The 22,892-nt window shown below is 47.0% G+C and carries 15 protein-coding genes; 1 reads left to right on the top strand and 14 read right to left on the bottom strand.

All coding sequences use genetic code 11. From position 1 onward, the window contains the following. Positions 1-37 precede the first annotated feature (37 nt). The 9 genes from ACSQ8P_RS26170 to ACSQ8P_RS26210 all read right to left on the bottom strand — a co-directional run bounded on the left by ACSQ8P_RS26170 (position 38) and on the right by ACSQ8P_RS26210 (position 15,173). Positions 38-2,869: a family 78 glycoside hydrolase catalytic domain gene (locus ACSQ8P_RS26170; protein WP_436237867.1), complete on the bottom strand. Its 2,832-nt coding sequence runs from the start codon at positions 2,867-2,869 to the stop codon at positions 38-40. Positions 2,870-2,889: 20 nt separating this feature from the next. Beyond that, the gene (locus ACSQ8P_RS26175; protein ID WP_436237868.1) at positions 2,890-4,146 is read right to left on the bottom strand and encodes a glycoside hydrolase family 1 protein; all 1,257 of its coding nucleotides are present in this window, start codon (positions 4,144-4,146) and stop codon (positions 2,890-2,892) included. A 26-nt stretch (positions 4,147-4,172) separates the two neighbouring features. Further along, positions 4,173-5,057 (bottom strand): carbohydrate ABC transporter permease, encoded by an 885-nt coding sequence (locus ACSQ8P_RS26180; protein ID WP_436237869.1) that lies wholly within the window; start codon positions 5,055-5,057, stop codon positions 4,173-4,175. A gap of 15 nt (positions 5,058-5,072) precedes the next feature. After that, positions 5,073-6,038 (bottom strand): ABC transporter permease, encoded by a 966-nt coding sequence (locus ACSQ8P_RS26185; protein ID WP_436237870.1) that lies wholly within the window; start codon positions 6,036-6,038, stop codon positions 5,073-5,075. Between the two features lie 179 nt (positions 6,039-6,217). Continuing rightward, complete coding sequence (locus ACSQ8P_RS26190) at positions 6,218-7,750, bottom strand: ABC transporter substrate-binding protein (protein WP_436237871.1); 1,533 nt, start codon at positions 7,748-7,750, stop codon at positions 6,218-6,220. A gap of 105 nt (positions 7,751-7,855) precedes the next feature. Next, positions 7,856-9,445, bottom strand: a complete 1,590-nt coding sequence (locus tag ACSQ8P_RS26195; RefSeq protein ID WP_436237872.1) for a response regulator transcription factor — start codon at positions 9,443-9,445, stop codon at positions 7,856-7,858. A gap of 19 nt (positions 9,446-9,464) precedes the next feature. Continuing rightward, positions 9,465-11,210, bottom strand: a complete 1,746-nt coding sequence (locus ACSQ8P_RS26200) for a sensor histidine kinase (RefSeq protein ID WP_436237873.1) — start codon at positions 11,208-11,210, stop codon at positions 9,465-9,467. Positions 11,211-11,286: 76 nt separating this feature from the next. Then, positions 11,287-12,855, bottom strand: a complete 1,569-nt coding sequence (locus ACSQ8P_RS26205) for a glycoside hydrolase family 43 protein (RefSeq protein WP_436237874.1) — start codon at positions 12,853-12,855, stop codon at positions 11,287-11,289. Between the two features lie 224 nt (positions 12,856-13,079). Continuing rightward, positions 13,080-15,173 (bottom strand): alpha-rhamnosidase, encoded by a 2,094-nt coding sequence (locus tag ACSQ8P_RS26210; protein WP_436237875.1) that lies wholly within the window; start codon positions 15,171-15,173, stop codon positions 13,080-13,082. 220 nt (positions 15,174-15,393) lie between these two features. Between ACSQ8P_RS26210 and ACSQ8P_RS26215 the strand changes: the two genes are divergently transcribed. After that, the gene (locus ACSQ8P_RS26215; RefSeq protein WP_436237876.1) at positions 15,394-16,194 is read left to right on the top strand and encodes a helix-turn-helix domain-containing protein; all 801 of its coding nucleotides are present in this window, start codon (positions 15,394-15,396) and stop codon (positions 16,192-16,194) included. A gap of 177 nt (positions 16,195-16,371) precedes the next feature. On the opposite strand, the gene ACSQ8P_RS26220 is transcribed toward ACSQ8P_RS26215, so the two are convergent. From ACSQ8P_RS26220 to ACSQ8P_RS26240, 5 genes are all read right to left on the bottom strand, one after another. Continuing rightward, on the bottom strand, positions 16,372-18,594 hold the full coding sequence (locus tag ACSQ8P_RS26220) for an alpha-galactosidase (protein WP_436237877.1): 2,223 nt from the start codon (positions 18,592-18,594) through the stop codon (positions 16,372-16,374). A 46-nt stretch (positions 18,595-18,640) separates the two neighbouring features. Next, the gene (locus ACSQ8P_RS26225) at positions 18,641-19,462 is read right to left on the bottom strand and encodes a carbohydrate ABC transporter permease (RefSeq protein WP_436237878.1); all 822 of its coding nucleotides are present in this window, start codon (positions 19,460-19,462) and stop codon (positions 18,641-18,643) included. Next, complete coding sequence (locus ACSQ8P_RS26230; protein WP_436239608.1) at positions 19,462-20,316, bottom strand: carbohydrate ABC transporter permease; 855 nt, start codon at positions 20,314-20,316, stop codon at positions 19,462-19,464. The genes ACSQ8P_RS26225 and ACSQ8P_RS26230 overlap by 1 nt, the downstream gene beginning before the upstream one ends. A 99-nt stretch (positions 20,317-20,415) precedes the next feature. Next, a complete protein-coding gene (locus ACSQ8P_RS26235; RefSeq protein WP_436237879.1) occupies positions 20,416-21,648 on the bottom strand; it encodes an ABC transporter substrate-binding protein in 1,233 nt (410 codons plus the stop codon). A gap of 155 nt (positions 21,649-21,803) precedes the next feature. After that, a complete protein-coding gene (locus tag ACSQ8P_RS26240) occupies positions 21,804-22,841 on the bottom strand; it encodes a LacI family DNA-binding transcriptional regulator (protein WP_436237880.1) in 1,038 nt (345 codons plus the stop codon). Positions 22,842-22,892: the final 51 nt, after the last annotated feature.

The following is a 22,892-nucleotide window of genomic DNA, read 5'->3' on the forward strand; positions in this document are numbered from 1 at the left end:
GACATTGATTTTTTGATGAAAAAATAATTATTTCTCTTTATTGGACGCTTAACTTAATCTGCTGCAGCTTCGGCCCCATTGCTTCGATCGTCTCGGCAGTCAGTTTAAGGAAGGGCATGTGAATCAGCTCTGGCATAGACTTTATTCCCAAATTAGGTGAAATATCGGCAAGGTGAGGATACACGTTCGTAATAACTGCTCGAGCCTCATCCTGCTTCAGTAAATCATTTAAGGGCATGTCAACACTGCATCGCTTGATATAATCTACACTCGGCGTATACTCGAATTCATAAGTACCGCTTGTAAGACGTACATGTACCGCCGACCCATCCTGCTCCGAGGGTAGACCCGCATCCTTCAAAGACTTGCCGTTAGCCGCTACATTCTCTATTATCGCATCCGGCAATTCCACCGTCGCTGTCGCATCGAAAGGAATCGCAAAGCGGAACCAAAGTCCTCCGTCTTCCTTCAGCCTCCATTCGCTTTCATACCGTCCCGCGGCCGAGTTCAAGCTCGCTTTGACGAACTCCAAGCGATAATCGGGCTGAGGAGCCATCCGAACCTGCTTGAAGCCCGGTTGTTCCTCAATCGGATTGATTCCAGCCATGTGCCGGTACATCCACTCCAGAATGGAACCATATGCGTAGTGGTTCAGCGAATTCATATGCGAGCCGCTAATCCGTCCGTCCGGCAGAACGGAGTTCCACCGTTCCCAGATGGTCGTGGCGCCCAGTTTAACCGCATACAGCCAGCTTGGGTAATCCTTGTTTAGAAGCAACGTGTAGGCCAGGTCATGATGGCCGGAATCGGACAGCACTCTGCACAGATACGGTGTGCCGACAAAGCCGGTCTTGAGATGGTTATTGTCCTTCCTCAGTCGATCTCTCAGATCCTTCGCCACCCGCCTCCTGTCCCGCTCCGGTGCCAGGTCCATGAAGAGAGCAAGGACCAGAGCAGTCTGGTTATTCAGTGCAAGCCTTCCGGTAGGTGTGAAATACTCCATCCGGATAGCTTCCCTCACTTGGTTGGACAGCGCCTCGTAGTCCTTCGCCAATTCCTCCTTGCCGAGTACCCTAGCGGCCTTTGCAACGATACCAGAAGAATAACAGTAATAAGCTGAGGCGATAAACGCGGTGTCCGTGCCGCCAGACGGCATGCTCGGATCTTCCCCGTCCAAAGCCAGCCAATCGCCAAAATGGAAGCCCACCGTCCACAGCCGCCTGGATCCCGACTCGTCGTCTGCTTTCTTGATATAGTCCACCCATGACTTCATGCTGTCGAACTGTTGCTCAAGGATCGCCTTATCTCCATAATGCAGGTAGACCGTCCATGGAATAATGGTAGCGGCGTCTCCCCATGCGCTGGAACCACCACCTTTTAAATTGAAGGCCGGCACCACCATTGGAACCCGTCCATCAGCGGCTTCCTGTTCTTTCCAAAGATCATAGCCGTATTTACTAAAGAACGCGTACGTATCCATATTGAAGGAGGCTGTACCCGCAAATACTTGGGCATCCCCTGTCCAGCCCATTCGCTCGTCTCGCTGCGGACAGTCTGTCGGCACGTCAAGGAAGTTCCCCTTCTGTCCCCACATCGCATTCTGGAACAAACGGTTCACTAAGGGATTGCTGGTTTCGATGTTGCCTGTAACCTCTATGTCTGAATAAAGTACGCAGCCCGTGAAATCCTCCGAATCCAGATCTCCGCACCAGCCAGAAACTTTAACGTATCGGAAGCCGTAGAACGTAAAGTGCGGTCTCACCATACTCACGGACCCGTTCGAAATATATCGGTATTCCGCCTTCGCGGTACCCAGATTGTCACGGTAGAAATTTCCGTCTTGCAGCAGTTCCCCATACTGCAGCACAATCTCCGTTCCTTGAGGAGCGCGATTCGTGAATTCGATCCAGCCGACCATATTTTGACCGAGATCCAATACCGTTTCGCCTGCCGGCGTTTTGATCACTTCCACTGGCTTTAGTCGCTCTTGGATGACCACTGGCGGACTTAGACGAGACTTCAACTTGTCATATCCAAGATCCGCCACGGTTACCCCATTCCGGGACATGTCCTCGAACGTTGCATCGAAAACTTCTCCGTCATATAAACTGCTGGCCATAATGGAGCTCCGCCGAGCTTGCCAAGTCTCGTCGGTTAGAACAGTTGTAATTGTACCGTCCATATAGGTGATCACGATCTCACATAGCGCGGCGTAACGATCGCCATAGAAATTGCTCTCTCCGCCATCAAAGCCAAACCGCCCCTTATACAAACCGTTGCCTAAGGTTAACTCCACCAGATTGGGGCCAAGTTCAATCAAATCCGTTAGATCGTAGGTTTGAACCTGAAGCCACTTATCATAGGCATTAAAATTTGGGGTCAAGAACTCGTTTCCAGCCTTCCGACCGTTAAGTTCCATTTCATACAAACCCAAACCGCATACATAAGCCCTAGCGCTCCTCACCTCACTGTCGACGGAGAAATTCTTGGACAAAATGGGATGAATGTCCGGCTCCAACTCAGGCGTGATCCACGTCGCTTTCCATTTCTCCTCCAGCTTCCCTGTTTCGAACCATACTGTTTCGCTAGTCGCAGTTTCGCCATTATCCGCCCATACCGTTACGCGCCAATAATAGCGCGTTCTCGGCTTCAGCAGGATGGGCAACTCAAAGGCGAGGCTGTCGATCTGTTCGCTTCGGCCCGTATCAAATATGAGCTGTTCGCCTTTTTCATCCGAAAAAACTTGTATTTGAGCAGCTGCTTGCTTGGTCGCCACTGTTTCAATTACCTTATAAGACAATCTCGGTTTCCCTAGATCAAACCCCAACGGATTATCTATCCGGTTCGTCTTCATCTGCGTGATTTTCATCGTCTTAGTCTCCTTTTAGGTCATAAACCGTTCGTTTGTGCGATCTCACCTATTAATTTGCCGCTCATTTTTACATGCCGTTCCATGGTTGTTCGATCTACGCCGATGATGCCAAAGCGGCTGGAATAACCGAAGATCCATTCAAAGTTATCAAAGGTTGACCAGTACAAGTAGCCCTCAACCGAGATGCCGTCCGAAATTGCAGCATGAAGACCTTCCAATCCACGCCGGATATAGTGACACCTCTGCAAATCATCCTCCGTGGCGATCCCATGCTCCGTAATGATGATTGGCCGTTTCCAATCGATTGCTGCCTTACGGACGGCACCTTCTAGTCCCTCCGGATAAAATTCCGAACCCATAGAGGTTAGCTCGGCTCCATCCGGCGGCTTCATCTGCCCATCTGGTCCATAACGCTCCCTCGTATAATTCTGAATCCCCAAATAATCATCTTCCTGAAGAATCGGGAGAAACTGGCGGTAGTAAGAATGCCAGACCTTTTCTGCGTTCTCTTCTCCTCCCGCAATCGCCTGCACATCCGGCAGCGCCAGTGACAATCCGACTTTAGTCGAAGGGCTGCATCGTCGTATGACCTCACGAGCCTTCACATGCGAATCCTTCACATGCTGCAGAGACTCTTCATCGGAGGCCATGTGGAACGTAAAGTAGTGCTCGATATCCGCTCCGCACATTCGTGCTGCCGATTCCCGCCAGCCGGGAGCGGTCCATGACTTAGCATCGATGCCGATCGGAGGCATGAAATCAAAGTTAATGAACATCTCTCGAAGCATGATAGGAAGGTTAACTTCGTTCAAAGTAAGGGCGTAAGGGATCAGATCTCCCAACTCCTGAAACACATATTCGCAATATCGTGCGAACAGACCAGACACCTCTGGATTGGACCATCCTCCGTCTCGCATCAGCCAGCGTGGCGAGGTGAAGTGATGCATAGTAACCATGGGAGTAATCCCATATTCGTAGCATGCATACAGCACATCTCGGTAATGCTCCAGTTCGGATCGGGAGAAGAAACCCTTCTCCGGTTCTATCCGCGCCCATTCGATACTAAATCGGTACGCCTTCAATCCTAACTTGGCCATCAAGGCAATATCCGTGCGATACTGACGGTAATGATCCACGCCATCACCCGATTTGTCCGCGTAAGGCGAGCCGTCTGCATATTCTTCCGACCACACGTCAGAATTGATATTGTTGCCCTCCACTTGGTGCGCTGATGTAGCCGATCCCCACAGGAATCGTTCTGGAAACTTCAACATATAATTTCCTCCTTAGCTCTTAAAAATTAACCTTTCACGGCTCCTACAGCGATTCCCTTCACGAAGTAGCGCTGGAAGAACGGATACGCAACCAGAATCGGAATAATGCCGATAACAGCGATAGCCATACGTACCGTTTCACCAGGAAGATCCACAATTCTGGCAGATCCGTAAGCAGTGTTGGAATTTTTAAGCGCGTCAATATTTTGCATAATCTGGTTTAACAGGTTCTGAATGCTGTATAACTTCGGATTTGTGATGTAAATTAAGCCGTTGTTCCAGTCGTTCCAGTAGAAAATTCCCACAGTTAAGCCGATTGTCGCCATTATAGGCAAGGAGAGCGGCAATACGATCTGGAAGAAGGTTCGGTATTCCCCCGCCCCGTCTATCTTGGCAGACTCTAGAACAGGAGCTGGAACCGTCATGATGAAGTAGGAACGGGCGAGCAAAACATTGAATCCGTTCATGAGCAGACCGGGTACGATTAATGCCCAAATTGTATTTTTGATCATGAAGACCTGGGTGTAAATCAGATAGGTCGGCACTAGTCCTCCGTTGAAAAGCAAGGTGAAAAAGACGATGAAAGAAAAAATCTTATGACCTGGCATGTCTTTCTTAGATAATGCATACCCAAGCATAGCTGTCATGAACAAGCTGACAGTTGTTCCGATTACCGTGACCAAGACTGTGATGCCGTATGCCCGGCCGATCAAAGCCAGATTGCCTGACAGATAACGATACGCGTCAAGACTAAAATATCTTGGAAAGAAGGAATAGCCGTCCTTCAGAATGGTGTCCTCAGATGTAAAGGACGCTATGATCAGGAGCAGAAAGGGAATGAGACACAAGATGCAGAAGAGTGACAGAGCGATATGGGAAATCCATTGCCCTAACTTTTTATCATTATTCACGGGATTCACCTCGTCTTAGAATAGGGCGTTGTCTTTGCTGAACTTACGGACTGCATAGTTGGCCAGAACTACCAAGATAAGTCCGACCACCGACTGATAGAATCCAGCTGCGGATGACATGGCAATATCGTTGCTCTGCAGCAATCCTCTGAATACATAAGTGTCGATGACGTTCGTGGTGTCATAAAGCATTCCCGAATTCATAGGCACCTGGTAGAACAAACCGAAATCGGAATAGAAAATCCTTCCCACCGCCATTAGCGTCATGATGATGATTATGGGTGTGAGTAAGGGTAGAGTGATGGTTCGGATCTGCTGCCATTTGTTTGCCCCATCTAAGGTTGCCGCTTCATAATATTCCGGGTCGATTCCTATAATAGTTGCCAAATAAATGATACAGCTGTAGCCTACGGTCTTCCATATGTTCACGAGAGTCAGGATATATGGCCAATATTTCGGGTCCTGATAGAAGGATATCGTATCCAAGCCGAGCATCGGTAGCAGCGTCTTGTTAATGTAGCCTTGTGTATCGCCCAAGAAAGCGAACACTAGATAACTTACAATGACCATAGATATCAGAAATGGCAGCAGTACAATACTCTGATATAGTCTGGACATGAACCGGTTCTTAACTTCATTCAACAGAATGGCGAGGCCTACGGAGAAGATCATGCCAAGAATGATAAAGACACCGTTATACAGCAGGGTGTTACGTGTAATGATGTAAGCGTCTGACGTTTGGAACAGAAACTTAAAGTTGGTCAGTCCATTCCAGTCACTGCCCAGAATACCCTTGGAGTAGTCGATATTTTTGAAAGCAATCACTAGGCCGAACATGGGCAAATAGTTATTGATCAGCAGATAAATCATGCCTGGCATCATCATGACCAGAATTGGGAGATAAGGCCTTAAGCTTCTGCGTGTTCTGCGCGCTGCATGCGGCTTTTCGCCCACAGGCGATGTGAGAGATTTGGACGTCATAAGGGAACTCCTTTCGGGATGTACGTAGTGTGATCGCTTGATCTATCCTTATCATAAAATTTAACGGCGTCCCTCACTACCGCGGGTTCGACTTGGTAACAACATATTTTCGACTCGTTCTGATTGGATGAACGAAAAAAGAACTGACTCCATGGAGTCAGTTCACTTGAAGTTTTGGATTATTTCGGGTTCGCGGCTACCCAGGCATCGAGTTGCTTCTGCTTCTCGGCAATGATTTTATCCAAGCCGGCTGCTTTTAGTTTCTGGTTGAATTGCGGAAGTGTATTGTCCGGATCTACACTTCCGGTTTCTAGCGCCACTTTATATTGCGTAATCACGTTTTTGACTGCAGAAACCTCCGACTTGAGAGATTCCATGTTCGGGATGAAGCCCAGCGCCTTGGATTTTACCATCCCAGCCGCAAATGCCTTTTCATCATCCCGGCCTTTCGTACTATCGCCTTCCAGTAGATAGGTCAGATGCGGATCACCAAACATAAAGCTTTGGCGTACCACGTATCCGTTATCACCAGACACAGGCGCGATGACATTGTCGCTTTTCTTCGTGTAATGCTTGCCTTCAACGCCGTAGTTGATCAAATTAATAATATCTTTGTCCGAATAGGTCAGGTTCAGGAACTCCATTGCTTTCTTCGGATTTTTGGAATTGTTCGCCGGAATGGCCCACATTAAGCCCAGCACATTCTGAGTTGTGAACATAGGCTTCTGAAGGGAGACCTTGACCATTGGGGTACCCGAATTTGCCGTTTCCTTGTCCTCCGCAGTTGGACCATCCCCCGTAATGGAGGAAAATGCCTTCCCCGATCTCAGCATATCGTTCGGTAACGTTTTCGTCGTTGCAGCGTCCTTCGGCAAATAACCGGCATTATACCATTCGCGTATTTTTTTGAGTGCGTCCTTATATGGAGTCGTTTCATAAAGATTGACAACTTTCATCGCGCTGTCTCCGGTCATTAGAACCCCCAAACCATCGGTTAGTGAGTCATATTCCAGCGAATCGATCAGCGCTGTCATCGGCATGCCATCTGGATTATTGGAAGCGGCCAGTGGAACAATGTCTGGAGCTTTCTCTTTCACGGTTTGAAAGACTCGATCCAAATCATTTGTCGTTTTAACTTTGCTAAGATCGATGCCGAGCTTATCCACCATATCCTTGCGCATTACAATCGCTGTACCGCCTTCGGTAAATCCGTTAGCTGGCGTCGCGTAAACTTTTCCGTTAATTTTGGCGGCTTGCAGTTTATCGCCTAGGGACGCTTTGATTCCGCCTCCGTATTGATCCAACAGATCGTTCATATCCAGATATTGCTTCTTGGCCACAGCAGCGCTGTAGCTTGCGAAATCTGTCAACATCAAATCAAGCTTTTCGTTACTTGCAAGTGTCAAGTTGGCTTGCTGACTCCACTGACCGAACGGGATGGCCATCAGCTTCACCGTTGCGTTTATTTTCGGTAAGGTGATCTTGTTAATAGCCGCTTCTACTTCTCCGATGTCTTTAGGTACATTACCCAGCATAGGAAAACCCATCACCAATTCATACGCTTTTTCGGAACCCGTTTGTGTTGCAGGCGAATTGGACGCCGTAGTGTTGCCAGTGTTCTTGTTGTCAGCAGCATTATTGGAGCCGCAAGCGGATACCATTAATGTAGTCGCAGCAATAACAATCCCCGCTAATTTTCTTCGTTTACTCATTTACCATACCCCCATAAACAATTAGTATTGTTTCTGATCCCATCATACAGCGCTTACATCCGGTAGACCGCTCGAACTTCGACTAATGGACAACACTTTTTCGACTTACCGATCTTCGTTGTCCATTCTCTGCTTACGGTATTCGTTTGGATTCATGCCGATATGGTTACGGAATATTTTGGCAAAATGAGATAGATTCGTATATCCGATGTTGGCTGCAACCGTAGTTACGGGTAGCTCCGTTTTCACCAGCAACTCCGTGGCTAGAAACATCCGCTCTTTAAGCAGATACTCCGTCATGGATAGGCCAGTCTCCTTCTTGAACATACGGTTAATGTAGTCGGGATGGAGGAAGAACTGGCTCGCGATACTTTCCCGATTCAGCTCCTGTTCCAAATTTTTTGAAATATATGATTTGACTTTGTTGACTATGGAGCCTCCGTCTTCCAGCTCCGCTACATAGCCAAGTGCTTTACAAATCAAATGATGGGTCCATTCCTTTAGATCCGTCACACTGCCGATAGCGCGTTCCGATAATTCAATGGAGGTCGAGTCCTGGAACAGCTCATGAGCCTGTATACCCTTATCATGGAGGATGGAATATACGATCTGGTGGAAATTCTGTACGAACTGATGCAATGCCCGAGCCGATAGCCCGGACGTAGAATTCAACTTCTCCAGATAGTCATCAACCTCGCGAAGAAGCTTATTCTGAAGGCCTTCCTGAATCATGAACTGCCAGACCTTCATATCAGGAAGTTGCAGCTCCCGTCGGGTAGGACCGTTATCCTGCAAGAGGAGGACCTGGTTATCGGAGGCAATATTATTCATAGCTAATTCGGACAGACGCTTTTTGATCTCTGGAAGTTCGTATAGAGGAGCAGAAATTCCGATATAACAGGTCATGTCGCAATAAAAGAATTTACGGCATGCCGCGATATAGGACTCCATAGCCGCTTTAATGGACTTATTGTCCGCCTTCACCTCCGAAAGAATGGCAAGCAATTGCCCCTGCTCTACAGGAACGGTTCCCACATTATTGCCGCAGCCTTCAACCGTCTCTCTGAAAGCATTCATTAGTGCAAATTCCATGATTTTCTCGTCACGGTGACTGAGAGGCTTATGCCAACGACGTACTTGAATCAGTACCGGAAGCACCTGCATATCCTCCGGAATGTAGATATTTCTCTCCACTGCCGCGGATTTGATTGCAGAAGAAGCGGAAGGGATGGTTCGAGTAAGAATATCAGACCAGAACCTCTCAATGAACAGTGGGTGGTGCTTTACCCACGATTGACTCTGTTGCTGGAGCTCATGCACCGCCGTTATTTGCTGGACAGCCTTGCGTATAGCTGCCTCCAATTCTTCCGGAGGAATCGGCTTGAGCAGATAATCTAGGCTCCCCAACTGGATCGCCTTCTTCGCAAAGGAGAAATCGGCATGACAGGTCAGGAAGATCGATTCCGTGGTCGGCGAATGCTCCCGAACCCAAGCAAGCAGTTCGATGCCGTTCTCGTGCGGCATCTCAATGTCGCAGAGCATGACGTCAATGACGTGCTTTGCATAGATATCCTTCGCTTGATTCGCATTGTTTGCGGTGAACACCTCGGTGATCCCGATGCTCTTCCAATCGACGGAATTGATAACACTTCGAATGGCCAGCGGTTCATCGTCCACGATCAAAAGTTGTTTCACTAGGCTTACCTCCCTCTAATTATTTGTTCGTATGAAGAGGAATCTTAAGACGTACCAAGGCTCCATGCGGTACTTCGTTCGAGAAGACAATGGACGCCTCGCTACCGTACAAAAGACGCAGACGATGCCAGCTATTCCAAATCCCGATATGCTCGCCTTGTTCATCCACGATTCGTTCACCAGCGTTAAGAAGTTCAAGCACATCATCCTTGAAACCAATTCCTTCATCCTTAACGGATATCAACATATAAGGGATGGCTTCGGATTCATCCACACATACCTGAACCTCAAGGACAGGAGCCGTTTCCGAGACGGTATAAGCATGTTTAAGAGTGTTCGCCACAAAGGATTGAATCAAGAGCGGTGGAACAGGGACCTGCATAAGCTGGTCAGGCGCTTCAATTTGGCAGTCCAGTTTCTGCTGATATCTCAATTCATGAATTCCGATGTAGTTACGGACGTGCTCCAACTCGTCCTTCAGCGGCACAAAGGTTAAATTGCTACGGAACATATAGCGGAAATAACGGACCAGACGAAGGGTCATTTCCTTGATCAATTCGTAATCTTTGTCCAAGGCTAGGCTATAAATTAAGTTCAAGGTATTCATGAAGAAATGCGGATTGATCTGCAATTGGAGATGCTCGAGTTCCGCCTTCTGCTTTTTTAACTGCTCTTCGTACACATGGATCTTCAGCTCCTCCATCTGTTCCATCATCCGGTTGAAGGTGGAGTGTACGATCATGAATTCAACCGAGGTCCGATATGGTTCAATCCGCGAATGCACATTGCCGTCTCCAATTCGCTTCATGGCAGACAGAATCCGATTGAGCGGCGTCAGCACGACCTTCCGAAGGAACAGAAAAAAAACGGGCAGCAGCAGAATGCTGATTATCGTAATGATAATGACAATACGGTTCAGGTATGGAAGATTCTGCAGGACCGTTGCGACCGGAATCATCGCAGCCAGACTGAAATTCCCTTTGGAGGAATGCTGCAAAACCACCAAATATTTCTCATCCGTACCGACCAGTTCTGTCTCCTGTTGCTGCGAGTTCAACTCAATTCCGTGTGACTCGAGATAATTCACATCCGATAGCGGTCGATTACTGTCGTCCAGGAACATGGAAGTCCCTTCGACTCCGAGATGAACGAGAGTTAATGGTGTCTTCAACGTAATGAGATTTACCCAAGCGCCGACCCAGGCATTCTCGGCACGATAGATTCGAAACAGATAATGGTTCCCTTCAATATCCCTGACAAACCATCCCTCGGTTAATTCTCTTTCTGGCGGGATGGCAAACAACTCATCCCGAATATACCTGGATACCCTTGTATACTCCTGATCACTTACCCCCACAATTGCATCGGTTACCTCCTTGCGGGAGAGGGAATAAACAAACATGGAATTGGCTACAGTTTTATACATAAGCAAATCTGTGTTTAATTTATTGCTCAGCCAAATCTGTGTTAGACGATATTCATCATCTGAAGCTGAGTCTCCCAGAATCCGGACGTCATCATTGGATGTTGCCAAACTAAGCAGGTATTGATCGACGGTGTCCAGTCCCTTGTCAATTTGGTTCATATACAAGGAGATCATGTTATGGTTGGAGATGGACACCTGATTTTGAACCAAACGAACAGTATAATAATTATAATAATGAAGAAGTGCGATGAGTGGTCCGGCGAGTAATAGGACGCCAAACACCAGTTTGATTCGTATGGAGTTTCTTCCAGTCCAAGGGTAAATGAGCCATTTCACCACTGGGCATGTCCTCCTTTATTTGAAAAAGACCGCCTACAGTGAAGGCGGTTCTTCAATCTAGTCAAAAGCAAAAGAACTAAATACGACGCTGAGACTCCGGATTGTATCGAAACCAGTCAAAGAGGGCAGGAGCGGAGCACTTCCTTCCATTTCCCGTTGCATACAGCCCAAAATAGACACCGGTAAACCCGCCAGCCACTTCAGTCGACAACAAACTGCACTCCCCACTGCCGTAGGCTGTTTGTGTCCTACCAGGTCTGGTATAGGAGAATATATATCTGGAAGGATCCGCGTCAATACTTAGAATGATCCCGTCAGGTCCGTCGTACTCCTCTTCCCGTTCCAGTTTCCATAATGAACCTACACGCCTTCGAAAAATGACTTTACGTTTCCCTTCCCGGTAGCTCAAAGCGATCTCGTAATGAAACTTCTCGTTCATATATACAGTTAATCCAGCCTCTTCTCCCTCTAACGTAGGATTAAAGGAAAGAGAAGTTGAAACGGCGCAACAGAAATGCTGCTGTCTCCGACCGATGAAAGCAACAGAATCCGCATCATCCAGAGTTACCGCCGAGCCCTTCAGCATGAGTTGACCCGGATTCTCCGTCAGGGACCAGCTACCTTCCTCAGGGTTTCGCAAGAAGTTCCAACTGAAATCTAATTGATTCAAATTAAATTCGTCCTCGAGCAAATAAGAAATAGGTTCCGCAGTGACAGGAAGAGATCTGGCATCCATCATTTCCGATACTCTCCCACGTTCACCGATAACAGGCCAGCCTTCCGTTGACCATGTGACTGGTGCCAGGAACGTTTCTCTGCCTAAGTGATGATGTAATCCTCCAAATTGGACTGGTGCAGGACGTATGCCAAGAAAAACCGCCCACCAGCTTCCGTCTTCCAGTTCTACCAAATCTGCATGTCCAGTAGCTTGAATGGGACTGTCGATGCTGCGATGGGTTAGGATCGGATTGAACGGATGACTCTCATACGGTCCGTAGGGATGATCACTTCGGGCTATTGTAACCATATGCCCATATTCCGTCCCACCTTCTGCAATTAACAAGTAGTATTTCCCATGTATTTTGTAAAGATGCGGACCTTCTGGTGCTTTAGCCCCCGTTCCCGCCCAAATGAACCGTCGTTCGGATAAGAGACTTCCAGTTTCGGGGTTGATCTCCGCCTGATAAATACCTAATGCCTCGTCACCGAGAAAGCCCCCGTTCCCCGTAATATACACGCGTCCGTCTTCATCGAAGAACAATGATGGGTCGATCCCAGGCCAATCCAGCCATACTGGCTCGGACCACGGCCCCTCGGGCTGCTTCGCCCACACATAGAAATTTCGAAAGCCATTCGTATTGGTTGTGATCATATAAAAGAGACCCTTGTGGAAACGCAACGTCGGGGCAAAGATGCCGAGTGAGCTTTTGCATCCATCCAGGTTCAATTGGCTCCTACTCGTTAAGCAATGCCCGATCTGCCGCCAATGAACAAGATCCCGGCTGTGGAAGATAGGTACACCAGGAAAATAATGAAATGAGCTAGTCACCAGATAAAAATCGGCTCCAACTCGGCAAACGCTTGGGTCTGGATAGAAGCCCGGTAGAATTGGATTTGAATATTTGGACGAGAGTGGTGCGAACATTGTCATTCCTCCTTATACTCGCAGCTGCAACAATCTTTTACTAAGTACGTATATCCTAAAGCCATTGTAGGAAACAGGATTAACATCCGCCACCTCATCTTCGACCTGACGACAACAGTATTTCGACTGTTTGCTTTTCTATATCCTCCTTATTCAGAACATAAAAAAAAGGCCAACCAGATATTTCTGGCTAACCTGATAATTCGAACATTCGAACAAATACCTTATTTCATTGGCTGGTAAGAAACACGATATATATTTCCTGCCTCAATAATTACTTCATAGGAACCGTTACCGACATCCCGTACCTCGCCTTCGTTACATACGGGACTCTCCGCACTGCTAAACGTAAGAACCCCTGTACCCGTCGTACTTTCGACACTAATTGTGCTCAAGCTCATCTCCACCGAAACTTGCCCCGCTCCAGTTGGTACCGTCCCCTTCATATGCGCGAGACCGCCGAGATTGGGAGCGATTCGGTATGTCTCATAGCCCGGTGAAGTCGGCGTGACGCCAAGAAAGTATTTGCCGAGTATGTAAATCGGACCAGCCCCCCAGGCATGGCACAAGCTCTTCCCGAATTTCACGTCATACATACCAAAGTGCTCATCGTCCGCCAATGAAGGATCGTACTCCTCCCAGAACGTCGTCGCGCCAAGCTCGATCATTCCTCCCCAGTATGAAAGTATCTCCCTACGAACCAAATCGTGTGCCCCGCTTTCGCACAGAACTGCCAACTCGTGGAACCGCATATATGGCGTGCGAATCTTCGGTACGTCAGGGTTTAACATGACATTGCGGACAACTGAATCTCGTTGTTCTTGCGACAAGTAGCCATAAGTCATCGCAAACATACTTGCATGTTTGGTCAACGTCGGCTTAGTTTCACCTTCGACCCGATGATGAAGCAATCCGCCTTTTTCCTCATCCCAGAAAATCCGGAGCGTCTTGGATATCGTCTCTTTCGCCAAGTCACCGTAATTACCGGCAGCTGCCTCGTCTCCCATTAAAGAAGCAAACCTCGACATAGCCTCCAGACCACGCACGAGCAAAATCTGTTCCGTGCTGACGGCGCCATCGTTTTGGAAGTCCGCCCAATCCACGAACACCCAATCTTGCGGTCTGCCTTCCACCATGCCCTCTTCGTTTCGCTGCTTCAAGCAGAAGTCCATTAGACTCACGGCTCGATCATAATACTGTTGAATGAATTCGAAATCGCCGGTATACAAATAGTAGTCATACAACGAGATAAACCAGTACAACGAATAGTCCAATATCGTGTTAATGTGCATGGTGAGCGGGTCTTTGCCCCGCAGCGCAACCAACGTTCTACGCGTCACATCAAGATCAAAGAAGCTGTAATAGTTCATCAAGAACGCTTGGTATGCATCTCCCGACCACACCCAGCGGTCTCGTTTGATCCCGTCCAGAAAAAATTCTCTCGTGTTCAAATGCAACGTATACAGCGACATCTCGTAGATTTTGTTCATCATCGGATCCGAGCATTGGAAGGAGCTGCGGTACGTTACCGGTACATACTCGTATAACATACTTATGCGTTCCCAACCAACGCCCTGATCCGCATGAATCCACACATAACGGTAAGCTTTCGCCTCTTTAAACGTATAGATGCCATTTTCGCTGTTGTCTGTAGCTTCAAGTGCTTCAAATCGATCCAGCGTGACGCATTCGTCTGGAGAAAGTGCCTCCGCCATCGACTCACCGTAATATACACGTACCGTTCCTGTGCCCGTAACGTTGTGGAACTGCAAATAACCAAACGTTTCACGGCCAAAGTCGAGCAGAGGGTAACCGTCCCGCATCGTTAAAGTCGCGGGCTCCAGCGGGGTCGTCGGCAGTCGGAACTGCGAAGGCGGATATTCCATGGTGTCAAACGTCCATGATCCCGCTTGCATCCAGTCGTTCTGGTAAGAGGTGACCTCCCAGGACGAATCGGTTCGCACCGTAGGGCCATCGATAAATAACGCAGGTGCTTCAACATCATTGAAGACACTAACGCTAATCACGTGCCGGCCGGCTGGCAATGTGATGACTGCGTCTGCAGAGCGGTAGTTATCCTTACCGTCCAAGTAAAATGAGAACCTTCCCTCCGCCGTTATGTGAATTTGCTCCTCTTTCGCCAAATCGTACGTATATCGAAACTTTATGTTCGAATAACAGCGATCTAATCTCCAATAAGCCGGATACATGACGCCTCGAGCCCGTCGTACGACCGACATCTTCTCATGTAATCGAATTTCGAAATCGCCGGGATACCAAATCCAGGTTGCTGTTTGTCTATTCATCTTTTGTTCCATATCGAAGCTATCCCCTTTCGGTTCTTATAAAAATGATTGTATACTATGTAAAAAGGCTGAAACACAGGGAGAAGTGACAATCATGCATGGTGAATATGCCAAAAATAAGAATGAACTCACAAAGTCCCCAGCCCGATCCTTTGTCCATCATTCTAATATTTCGGAGCATTTTAGAGACGAATTTCCGCTCTTCCTAAATAGATGGGAGGAAGGATTCGAATTGAGGGAACACGATCACGCCTATATCGAAATTGTGTATGTTATGGCAGGCGAAGGCTACCACTATGTCGGTGATCTCGTCGAGCGGACGTATAAGGGGTGCTTGTACGTGCTGCCGATCGGGACCTCGCACGTATTTCGACCGAGCGGAGTATCGAACAAAAACAAACTCGTTGTTTACAACCTTTGTATCCGGCCAGAATTCTTGGATGATCTTACGGTGTGGCTGTTGCGATATGATGGTTCCGGGAACCAAACGTTCTCAATTTTCATGGGCAAACCCGGTAGCCACGTCGCGCTTGTCGACAAAACCATGGAACTGGTGAGCTTGTTCGAGCATATGTATAGAGAGTTTTCAGAGCATCAATCCAGTTTTGCAACGTCCATTATTGGGAGTCTTATGCAACTCTCCGTACGCATATCCCGCCTTTGGCATCGAGAGGCGTTAGAGGAAGTCGTTGAACCTGTCCACCTTAGTTCGATTCTGTCGAGTATTTTGGATTATGTACAACTCCATTTTACTGAGAGGTTATCCGTTGAAAAACTATCCGCCATGTTTGGCATTAGTAACCGTCATTTCATTCGATTATTTCAATCGGCAACAGGAACAGGGTTTTCGGAGTTTCTCCAACACAAACGGATCGAATATGCCTGTCGATTATTAGTAGAAACGAATAACAAGATCTCTTATATCGCAGAAAGCGTTGGTTATCGGGACACAGGGCACTTTAACGACTTGTTCCGTAAGGTTGTCGGAACCAGTCCGAGCGTGTATCGAAAAACAAGCAAGCTTCCAAAGTAAAATGATTGCTTCATTCAGAGAATAAAGAAAAGCCTCCCCCGATATTCGGAAGAGACTTTCCTTTAGACACTAATTTCATTTTACTTCTTCACGCTATTATACGAAGTGGCGCTTTATTCGTCAGCACGATGTCCGACTCCTGTATGAGTTTCCTTTATGAGCTCTGGCGGCGTTCGATCAAGCTTCACCCATACCGTTTATATCAGTAAACGCCTTCACCCTCCACCACTTGCTTGCATAATCGTGATGGAACATAGGAAGATGGATTCCTGCCTGCATGAGACGATCACCTCCGAAAGATTCCTCCAAGCCTTCCACCTGATAATCAAGCTCTGGGTTCAGGCCCTTCAAGGCTAATCTTTGTAAAGGCGCATTCGGTACAGCGAGCACTTGAAAGTAAAAGACCAAAGCTTCCTCACGGTTTTCGGAAACGAACATCCAAGCTGTTTCGTTCCCTTTTCCTACGAAAGGGTCTCTCAGACGATAGAAATCACCCTTTTGTACCAAGGAACGGATCTCTTTGTAATCAGCGACCTGCTTCCGCACAATTGCCTTTTCTTCCTCTGAGAATTTGGTCAGGTCCATTTCATAACCAAAATTGCCTGACATCGCTACATCACCGCGAGTCGTAAGTGGCGTAATACGCCCCACCTGATGATTCGGCACTGCGGACACATGGGCGCCCATTGTGCTGATTGGGTAGACAATCGATGTCCCGTACTGGATCTTCAATCGCTCCACGGCATCCGTGTTATCACTAGTCCAGGTCTGTGGCATGTAATAGAGCATCCCAGGATCGAAGCGGCCTCCGCCGCCGGAACAGCTCTCAAAGAGAACCTCCGGAAATTGGGATGTTAGGCGCTCCAGCAGCTCATAGAGTCCCAAAATATAGCGGTGGGCCGTCTCCTGTTGATGCCCTGGGTCTGCCTCCGCCGAACCGATTTCCGTCATGTTTCGGTTCATATCCCACTTGACGTAAGAGATCTGTGAAGAGGACAGAATGCGGCTCAAAGCATCAAACAGATAATCCCGGACATCCTTTCGCGATATATCCAGAATCAGCTGGTCCCGCGCTTCCGTCCTTCTCCGACCCGGTACGTGCAGGCACCAATCCGGGTGCGACCTGTATAGCTCGCTGTCGGGAGAGACCATCTCAGGCTCAAACCAGAGACCGAACTGTAAGCCCTTCTCGTTCACTCGGCGCACCAAATTCTCCAATCCGTTCGGCAGCTTATTAAGATCTACGGTCCAATCCCCAAGAGAGCTGTTGTCGCTGTCCCGTTTGCCGAACCAACCGTCATCCAGAACGAACAACTCGATGCCTAGATCAGCCGCGGTTTCGGCGATGGCTTCAATTTTTTCCGCGTTAAAGTTAAAATATGTCGCTTCCCAGTTGTTGACCAGAATCGGACGCTCTAGTTCCCTATGGACACCCCTGCAGAGACGGGTACGATACAATTTGTGGTAGGTCCGTGACATACCGCCCAATCCTTCGGAAGAGTAGACCATTATAGCTTCCGGCGTTTGGAAGGTTTCACCTGGATTCAAGTTCCAGGAGAAGTCAAAGGGATTAATCCCTATAGAGACCCGGACTGTATTGAACTGGTCCACTTCTGCTTGAATGGCAAAATTCCCGCTGTATACGAGACTGAAGCCAAAGACCTCCCCGTGATCCTCGTCACAATTTGGGCGAAGTAAGGCAGCGAAGGGATTCATCTGGTGGCTGCTTGAGCCCCGTCTGCTCTCAGCGATTGTGCCACCGTGACCCAGAGGCTTTCTATCCATTTGGCGTTCCCGAACATGCGAGCCGTGCAGCTGCAGCCATTCGTAATCCGCGTCCTGGAAATCCACACTGGCGCTTAATGCTTTAATTAGTTTAACCGGACTTTCGCCTTTATGAACGAAACGGGTAGAGCGAGCAATCACATTAAATGCCCCGAATACCGTATAGGAAAGAATCACAGAAAGACCAGAATAGCTGTCGCTCAACTCTAATTCTAAAGTTTGCGCATCATCTCCCTCCTCCGTGTAAATGGCGGGCAAACCTGCAAGAGCTGGTTTTCCTTGCATAATCCGATGGGTCAGGTACTTCAGCTCCGTAATCCGCGTCCCATCCTTCAATTGAACCTGATACGCCGGGTTCCGGAAGTCGCCGCTCCCATACTGGGGATACTCTTGAGGTAAAGTATCCAGCGAGATACTTTTGTCCATAGACACCGAATTCGGAATAAAGGAACAACGCTCTACAAAACGGAGGAGTCCAGACAAATTCCCTTCGGAACGTAATTTTTTCCCCCAGTAGACATGAGCCGGATACCCGTTAGCCAGTTGGATCACGTAACTCATGTCCTTGGACTGAAGATGGAACACGCCTTCTTGCTCATGATAGAAAATCGACATGCTGATTTCTCTCCTTCTCTTTCTCTCTCTATGCTGATCTATATTCTTACTTCACTGCACCGCGAGTAACACCGTTAATAATCCATTTTTGAGCTAATAAATAGACAATTAACATCGGAGCCATAGCCATTAAGTAGGATGCAAACGCAAAGTTGGTATCCTGCCCGAATTTGGATTGAAAAATAAACTGAGCAAGAGGCAGCGTTGCTTGTGACTCTTGATCCAACATGATAAGCGGAAGCATAAAATCATTCCATGCCCAAACCGTTGTAATGATAGCCACCGTCGCGTTAATAGGAGCCAGCAGCGGGAAAATAACCTTCCAGAACGTTTGCCAGATCGAGGCACCGTCAACAACAGCCGCTTCTTCAAGTTCCTGTGGCAAGCTTCTTAAATAACCAACATACAACAGGACATTAAAGGATAGTCCGTACACGATATACAGCACGATGAGACCATACAAATTATCCAAACCAAACTTTGCCGTCACCTTCACCACAGGGAGCATGATGATCGGAAACGGAACAAACATCGCGCTAACAAAATAAAAATACAACCCCTTAAAAAACTTAAGGTCAAAGTTTCTCTTGATGGCGTACGCTACAAACGAATTTGTCAGCAATGTAAGCGAAACGGTAAGTACCGTAATAATTGAACTGTTACGAAATTTTTGCCAGTAATTCACCTTCTCCGCTGCAATGCGGAAATTATCCAGCTTCCACACTTCAGGAAAGGCGAGCACGCTCTTTGCAATTTCTTCTGTGCTTTTTAACGACAGCATGATGGTCATATACAAGGGAAACAAAAGAAATATGGAGCCTACGGCTAAGAAGATGGTTGCAAACCAATTGGTCCGATTTAACCTCATTACAAATTCATCTCCCTCTTCTGCAGATATCGAAGCTGGATTAACGAGATTGCTACAATGATGACAAAGTAGACAACGGCATTCGCCGACTGGAACGCAAACTCATTACCGGAAAAACCGTTTTTGTAAATTAAAAGGGCTATCGAGCGAGTTACACCGAAAGGCCCGCCGCCTGTAAGGGCAAGAATCTGATCGAAAACCTGTAGAAACCCCTTAAGCGAAAGAACCATATTTATCGTAAAAAATGGAGCAATAAGCGGAAATGTTATGCCCCAAAATTCTTGCCATTTGTTTGCGCCATCCAAGGAGGAAGCCTCATAAAGATCTTCCGGAATGGTCTGCAGTCCTGCCAGGTATAAGACCGTGTTAAAGGCTGCAGACTGCCAAACCGTAACGAAAACAATGGCCAGCCATGCGCCTTTGGAGTTACCTAGTGGATTAACCATCCATTTTTCAATCCCAAGGTAGCTCATGATATCAATCCAGAAATTCGCAAAGAAATAGTTGAAAATGTAAGCAACGATCAACATGCTTAAAATGTACGGCATAAAATAAAGACCTTTAAAAAAGTTTTTAAACTTGATTCTGCTGTTCAGCGCCAGCGCGATGGATAAGCTTACAATATTCACAATAATCGTAGTCACAATGGCGAACTTGAACGTAAACCAATAAGCGTCCAAAACATCTTTATCTTTAAACACATTCAAATAATTTTTTAAGCCGACAATTTCAAAGCTTGGCCGAAGGCCGTTCCAATCCGTAAAGCTATAAAATATTCCCATTAATGCAGGCGTTGTATGAAAAATAAAAAACAGTATGGATGCGGGCAAGACCATGAACAGATAGGTGCCCATATTTTTTCTTTTCAACCTGACCCCTCCTTCTCCCAATAAAATAGAGAGAAGAAAAGCGATAACGATGCTTTTCCTCCCTTAATGGCATGCTACTATGTCTTAGCGTTTCGCTAATTTGTCGTACTCGGCGTCCATTTTTTTCAGCGCTTCATCTAAATTCTTCTTCTGCATCAATTCTTGAACGATGACATCAAGTGCCATGCCATTAATATAGTGATCCGGGAAGTCCGCTACACGGCCTTCTTCGAACGCGGCTTTAAGATCGGAATACGCTTCATCTTTTTGGAAAATATTTTTGATAGTTGAGAATGCTTTTTGCTCATCAATATATTTCTGAGCGTTATCCGATTGCATCAGGAAATCGATGAATTTTGTAGCTTCTGCCGATGCCTTGGATTTGGCAGAAAGAGCAAACAGTACATCTACACCGGAAACGAGCAAGTTCTTGGATTTATCATTGGTCAACGGGTAAGGGAAAACACCAAGTTTGATATTCGGATTTGCTTTTACAATTTCAGGAATAGCCCATACGCCTTGCAGATACATCACAGAAGAACCTTTGGCGAACTTCGTATTTCCATCCCCATACGAATCAGCGAAGCGATCTCCAGGCTGGCCGTTTTGCATAAAGTCAACATACTGCTTCAACATGTCTTTATGGCTGGCTGCGAAGGTTGTTTTGCCTGCTTTACGGTCCGCGTAAAAGCCCGCAGGCTGCAGATCTGCCGCAAATACGTTCCAAGCTGGAAGAGCCGTCCAAGCATCTTTGAAAGCAAAATGGAATGGAACTTTACCCGCAGCTTTAATGGCAGCGATCACTTTATCCATTTCATCTTTCGTAGTTGGAACTGTTAAGCCTAGTGCTTTGAATTCATCTTTGTTATAGATAATACCGTTAGCATTCGCAGCGTAAGGAACTCCGTAAAGCTTGTCGGAGCCTGTAACCGATTGTAGGGTTTTCTTGTAGCCATCAATGATGTTAGCTTGGCCAGGGTAATTGGTCATATCGGCTAAAACACCGTTTTTAGCAAGATCCTCGAACTGGGCGTCGCCGCCTACGGAGATAATATCAGGTACTTCACCTTTTGCTACGCGTGTTTTCAGAACCGTCCCTGCTTCAGGAACGTTCGTTTGAACGATGTCGATATTAGGATTTGCCGCTTCGAATTTAGCAATTAAAGCATCATATGTAGCAACAGCTTCGGATTTATATTGAAAAAACTCAACTTTAACTTTGTTCCCGTTGCCTGTAGCTGATTCTTTTGCTCCGCAAGCGCTAAGAACGGATGCTACTAATGCCACCGCAACAGTAATTGATAATGCCTTTTTCATAGAGTACCCCCTAAAATAGTAGTTGAACGGATTCTTTACTTTCGGTACAATAATATTGATAGTTTTTCAAACCTGCTCAGTCATTGCCGTGACTGGGCGTTTTTATTTCAATTCGCTTTGTAATTCATCCATCACCCCCCGAACAGAATGTACGTCTAAGTGCTCAGAACGCTACCCCCGCAGCTCTCTCTTACGACTAGCTCCGTTTCAATCTCAACATGGATTGCCGTTTCCCTGCCTTCCATACGCTCCAGAAGCAGTTGCACAGCCGTTTTACCTATTTGCTCCGGAAATACCCTTACACTCGTCAATCTAGGGTTTATGAATGCCGATACCTCAATATCATCAAATCCTACGATGGCCATCTCCTCCGGTACATTCACCTTTTGCTCGTGTAGTGCCCGCAGGGCACCGATGGCCATCGGATCGCTTGCAATAAAACACGCTCGCGGACGAGTCGGCTTTCTGAGCAATTCCTTCATTTGCTCATAACCGCTCATCGTTGTCCAATCCCCATTTACCATAAACTCCTGCTTTAAGAGTCCTTTTTTGTTCATGATTTCCTCAAAATGAATTTGACGATTATCCACGAAAGCGCGCCCTTTGTTATTAGGACCCAACTTATACAGGTAATCCTGGCCTCCGATCATGCCAATCTCCGAATATCCATGATTAATAAAGTGATCGATAACATCTTCGACTGCCTGCTTAAAATTGATTTTCACGGAATCGAAGCCTCTTACGTCAAGAGAATGGTTTACCAAGACAATCGATTTATGATCAGGGAATATTTTCTTAACATCCTCCGCATCGATTGACCCCACAACAATTAAACCGTCCATTCCATGAAAAGCGTTCAAGTCTACATTATTTCCTCTAATAACTCTTCCAATGTTGATACCAAGCTCGTCACATCTTTTCTCAACACTAATGCGAATTTCAGAGAAATAGGGGTCTTCCTTCTCATCATCTGTAGATAACCATAAAAGCAGCCCTACCTGCTTGTTCGCTAATTCACTTTCTTGTTTCATACGTTTAATGCGGTTTGGTTTATACTGCATCTTCTCTGCAATAAGAAAAATACGTTCTCTCGTTTCCTCACTAACGGAGAGGGTAGCATCATTGTTTATTACACGGGAAACTGTAGCCGCTGATACATTCGCTTGTAAGGCAATATCTTTAATTGTGGCCATTCGGCTCAACACCTTTAGTTAATTTTTTTACCAACAAAGTAATTTTATCAC

It is taken from the genome of Paenibacillus sp. LjRoot153 (assembly GCF_964253085.1).
In the GTDB taxonomy this organism is placed as follows: Bacteria; Bacillota; Bacilli; order Paenibacillales; family NBRC-103111; genus Paenibacillus_E.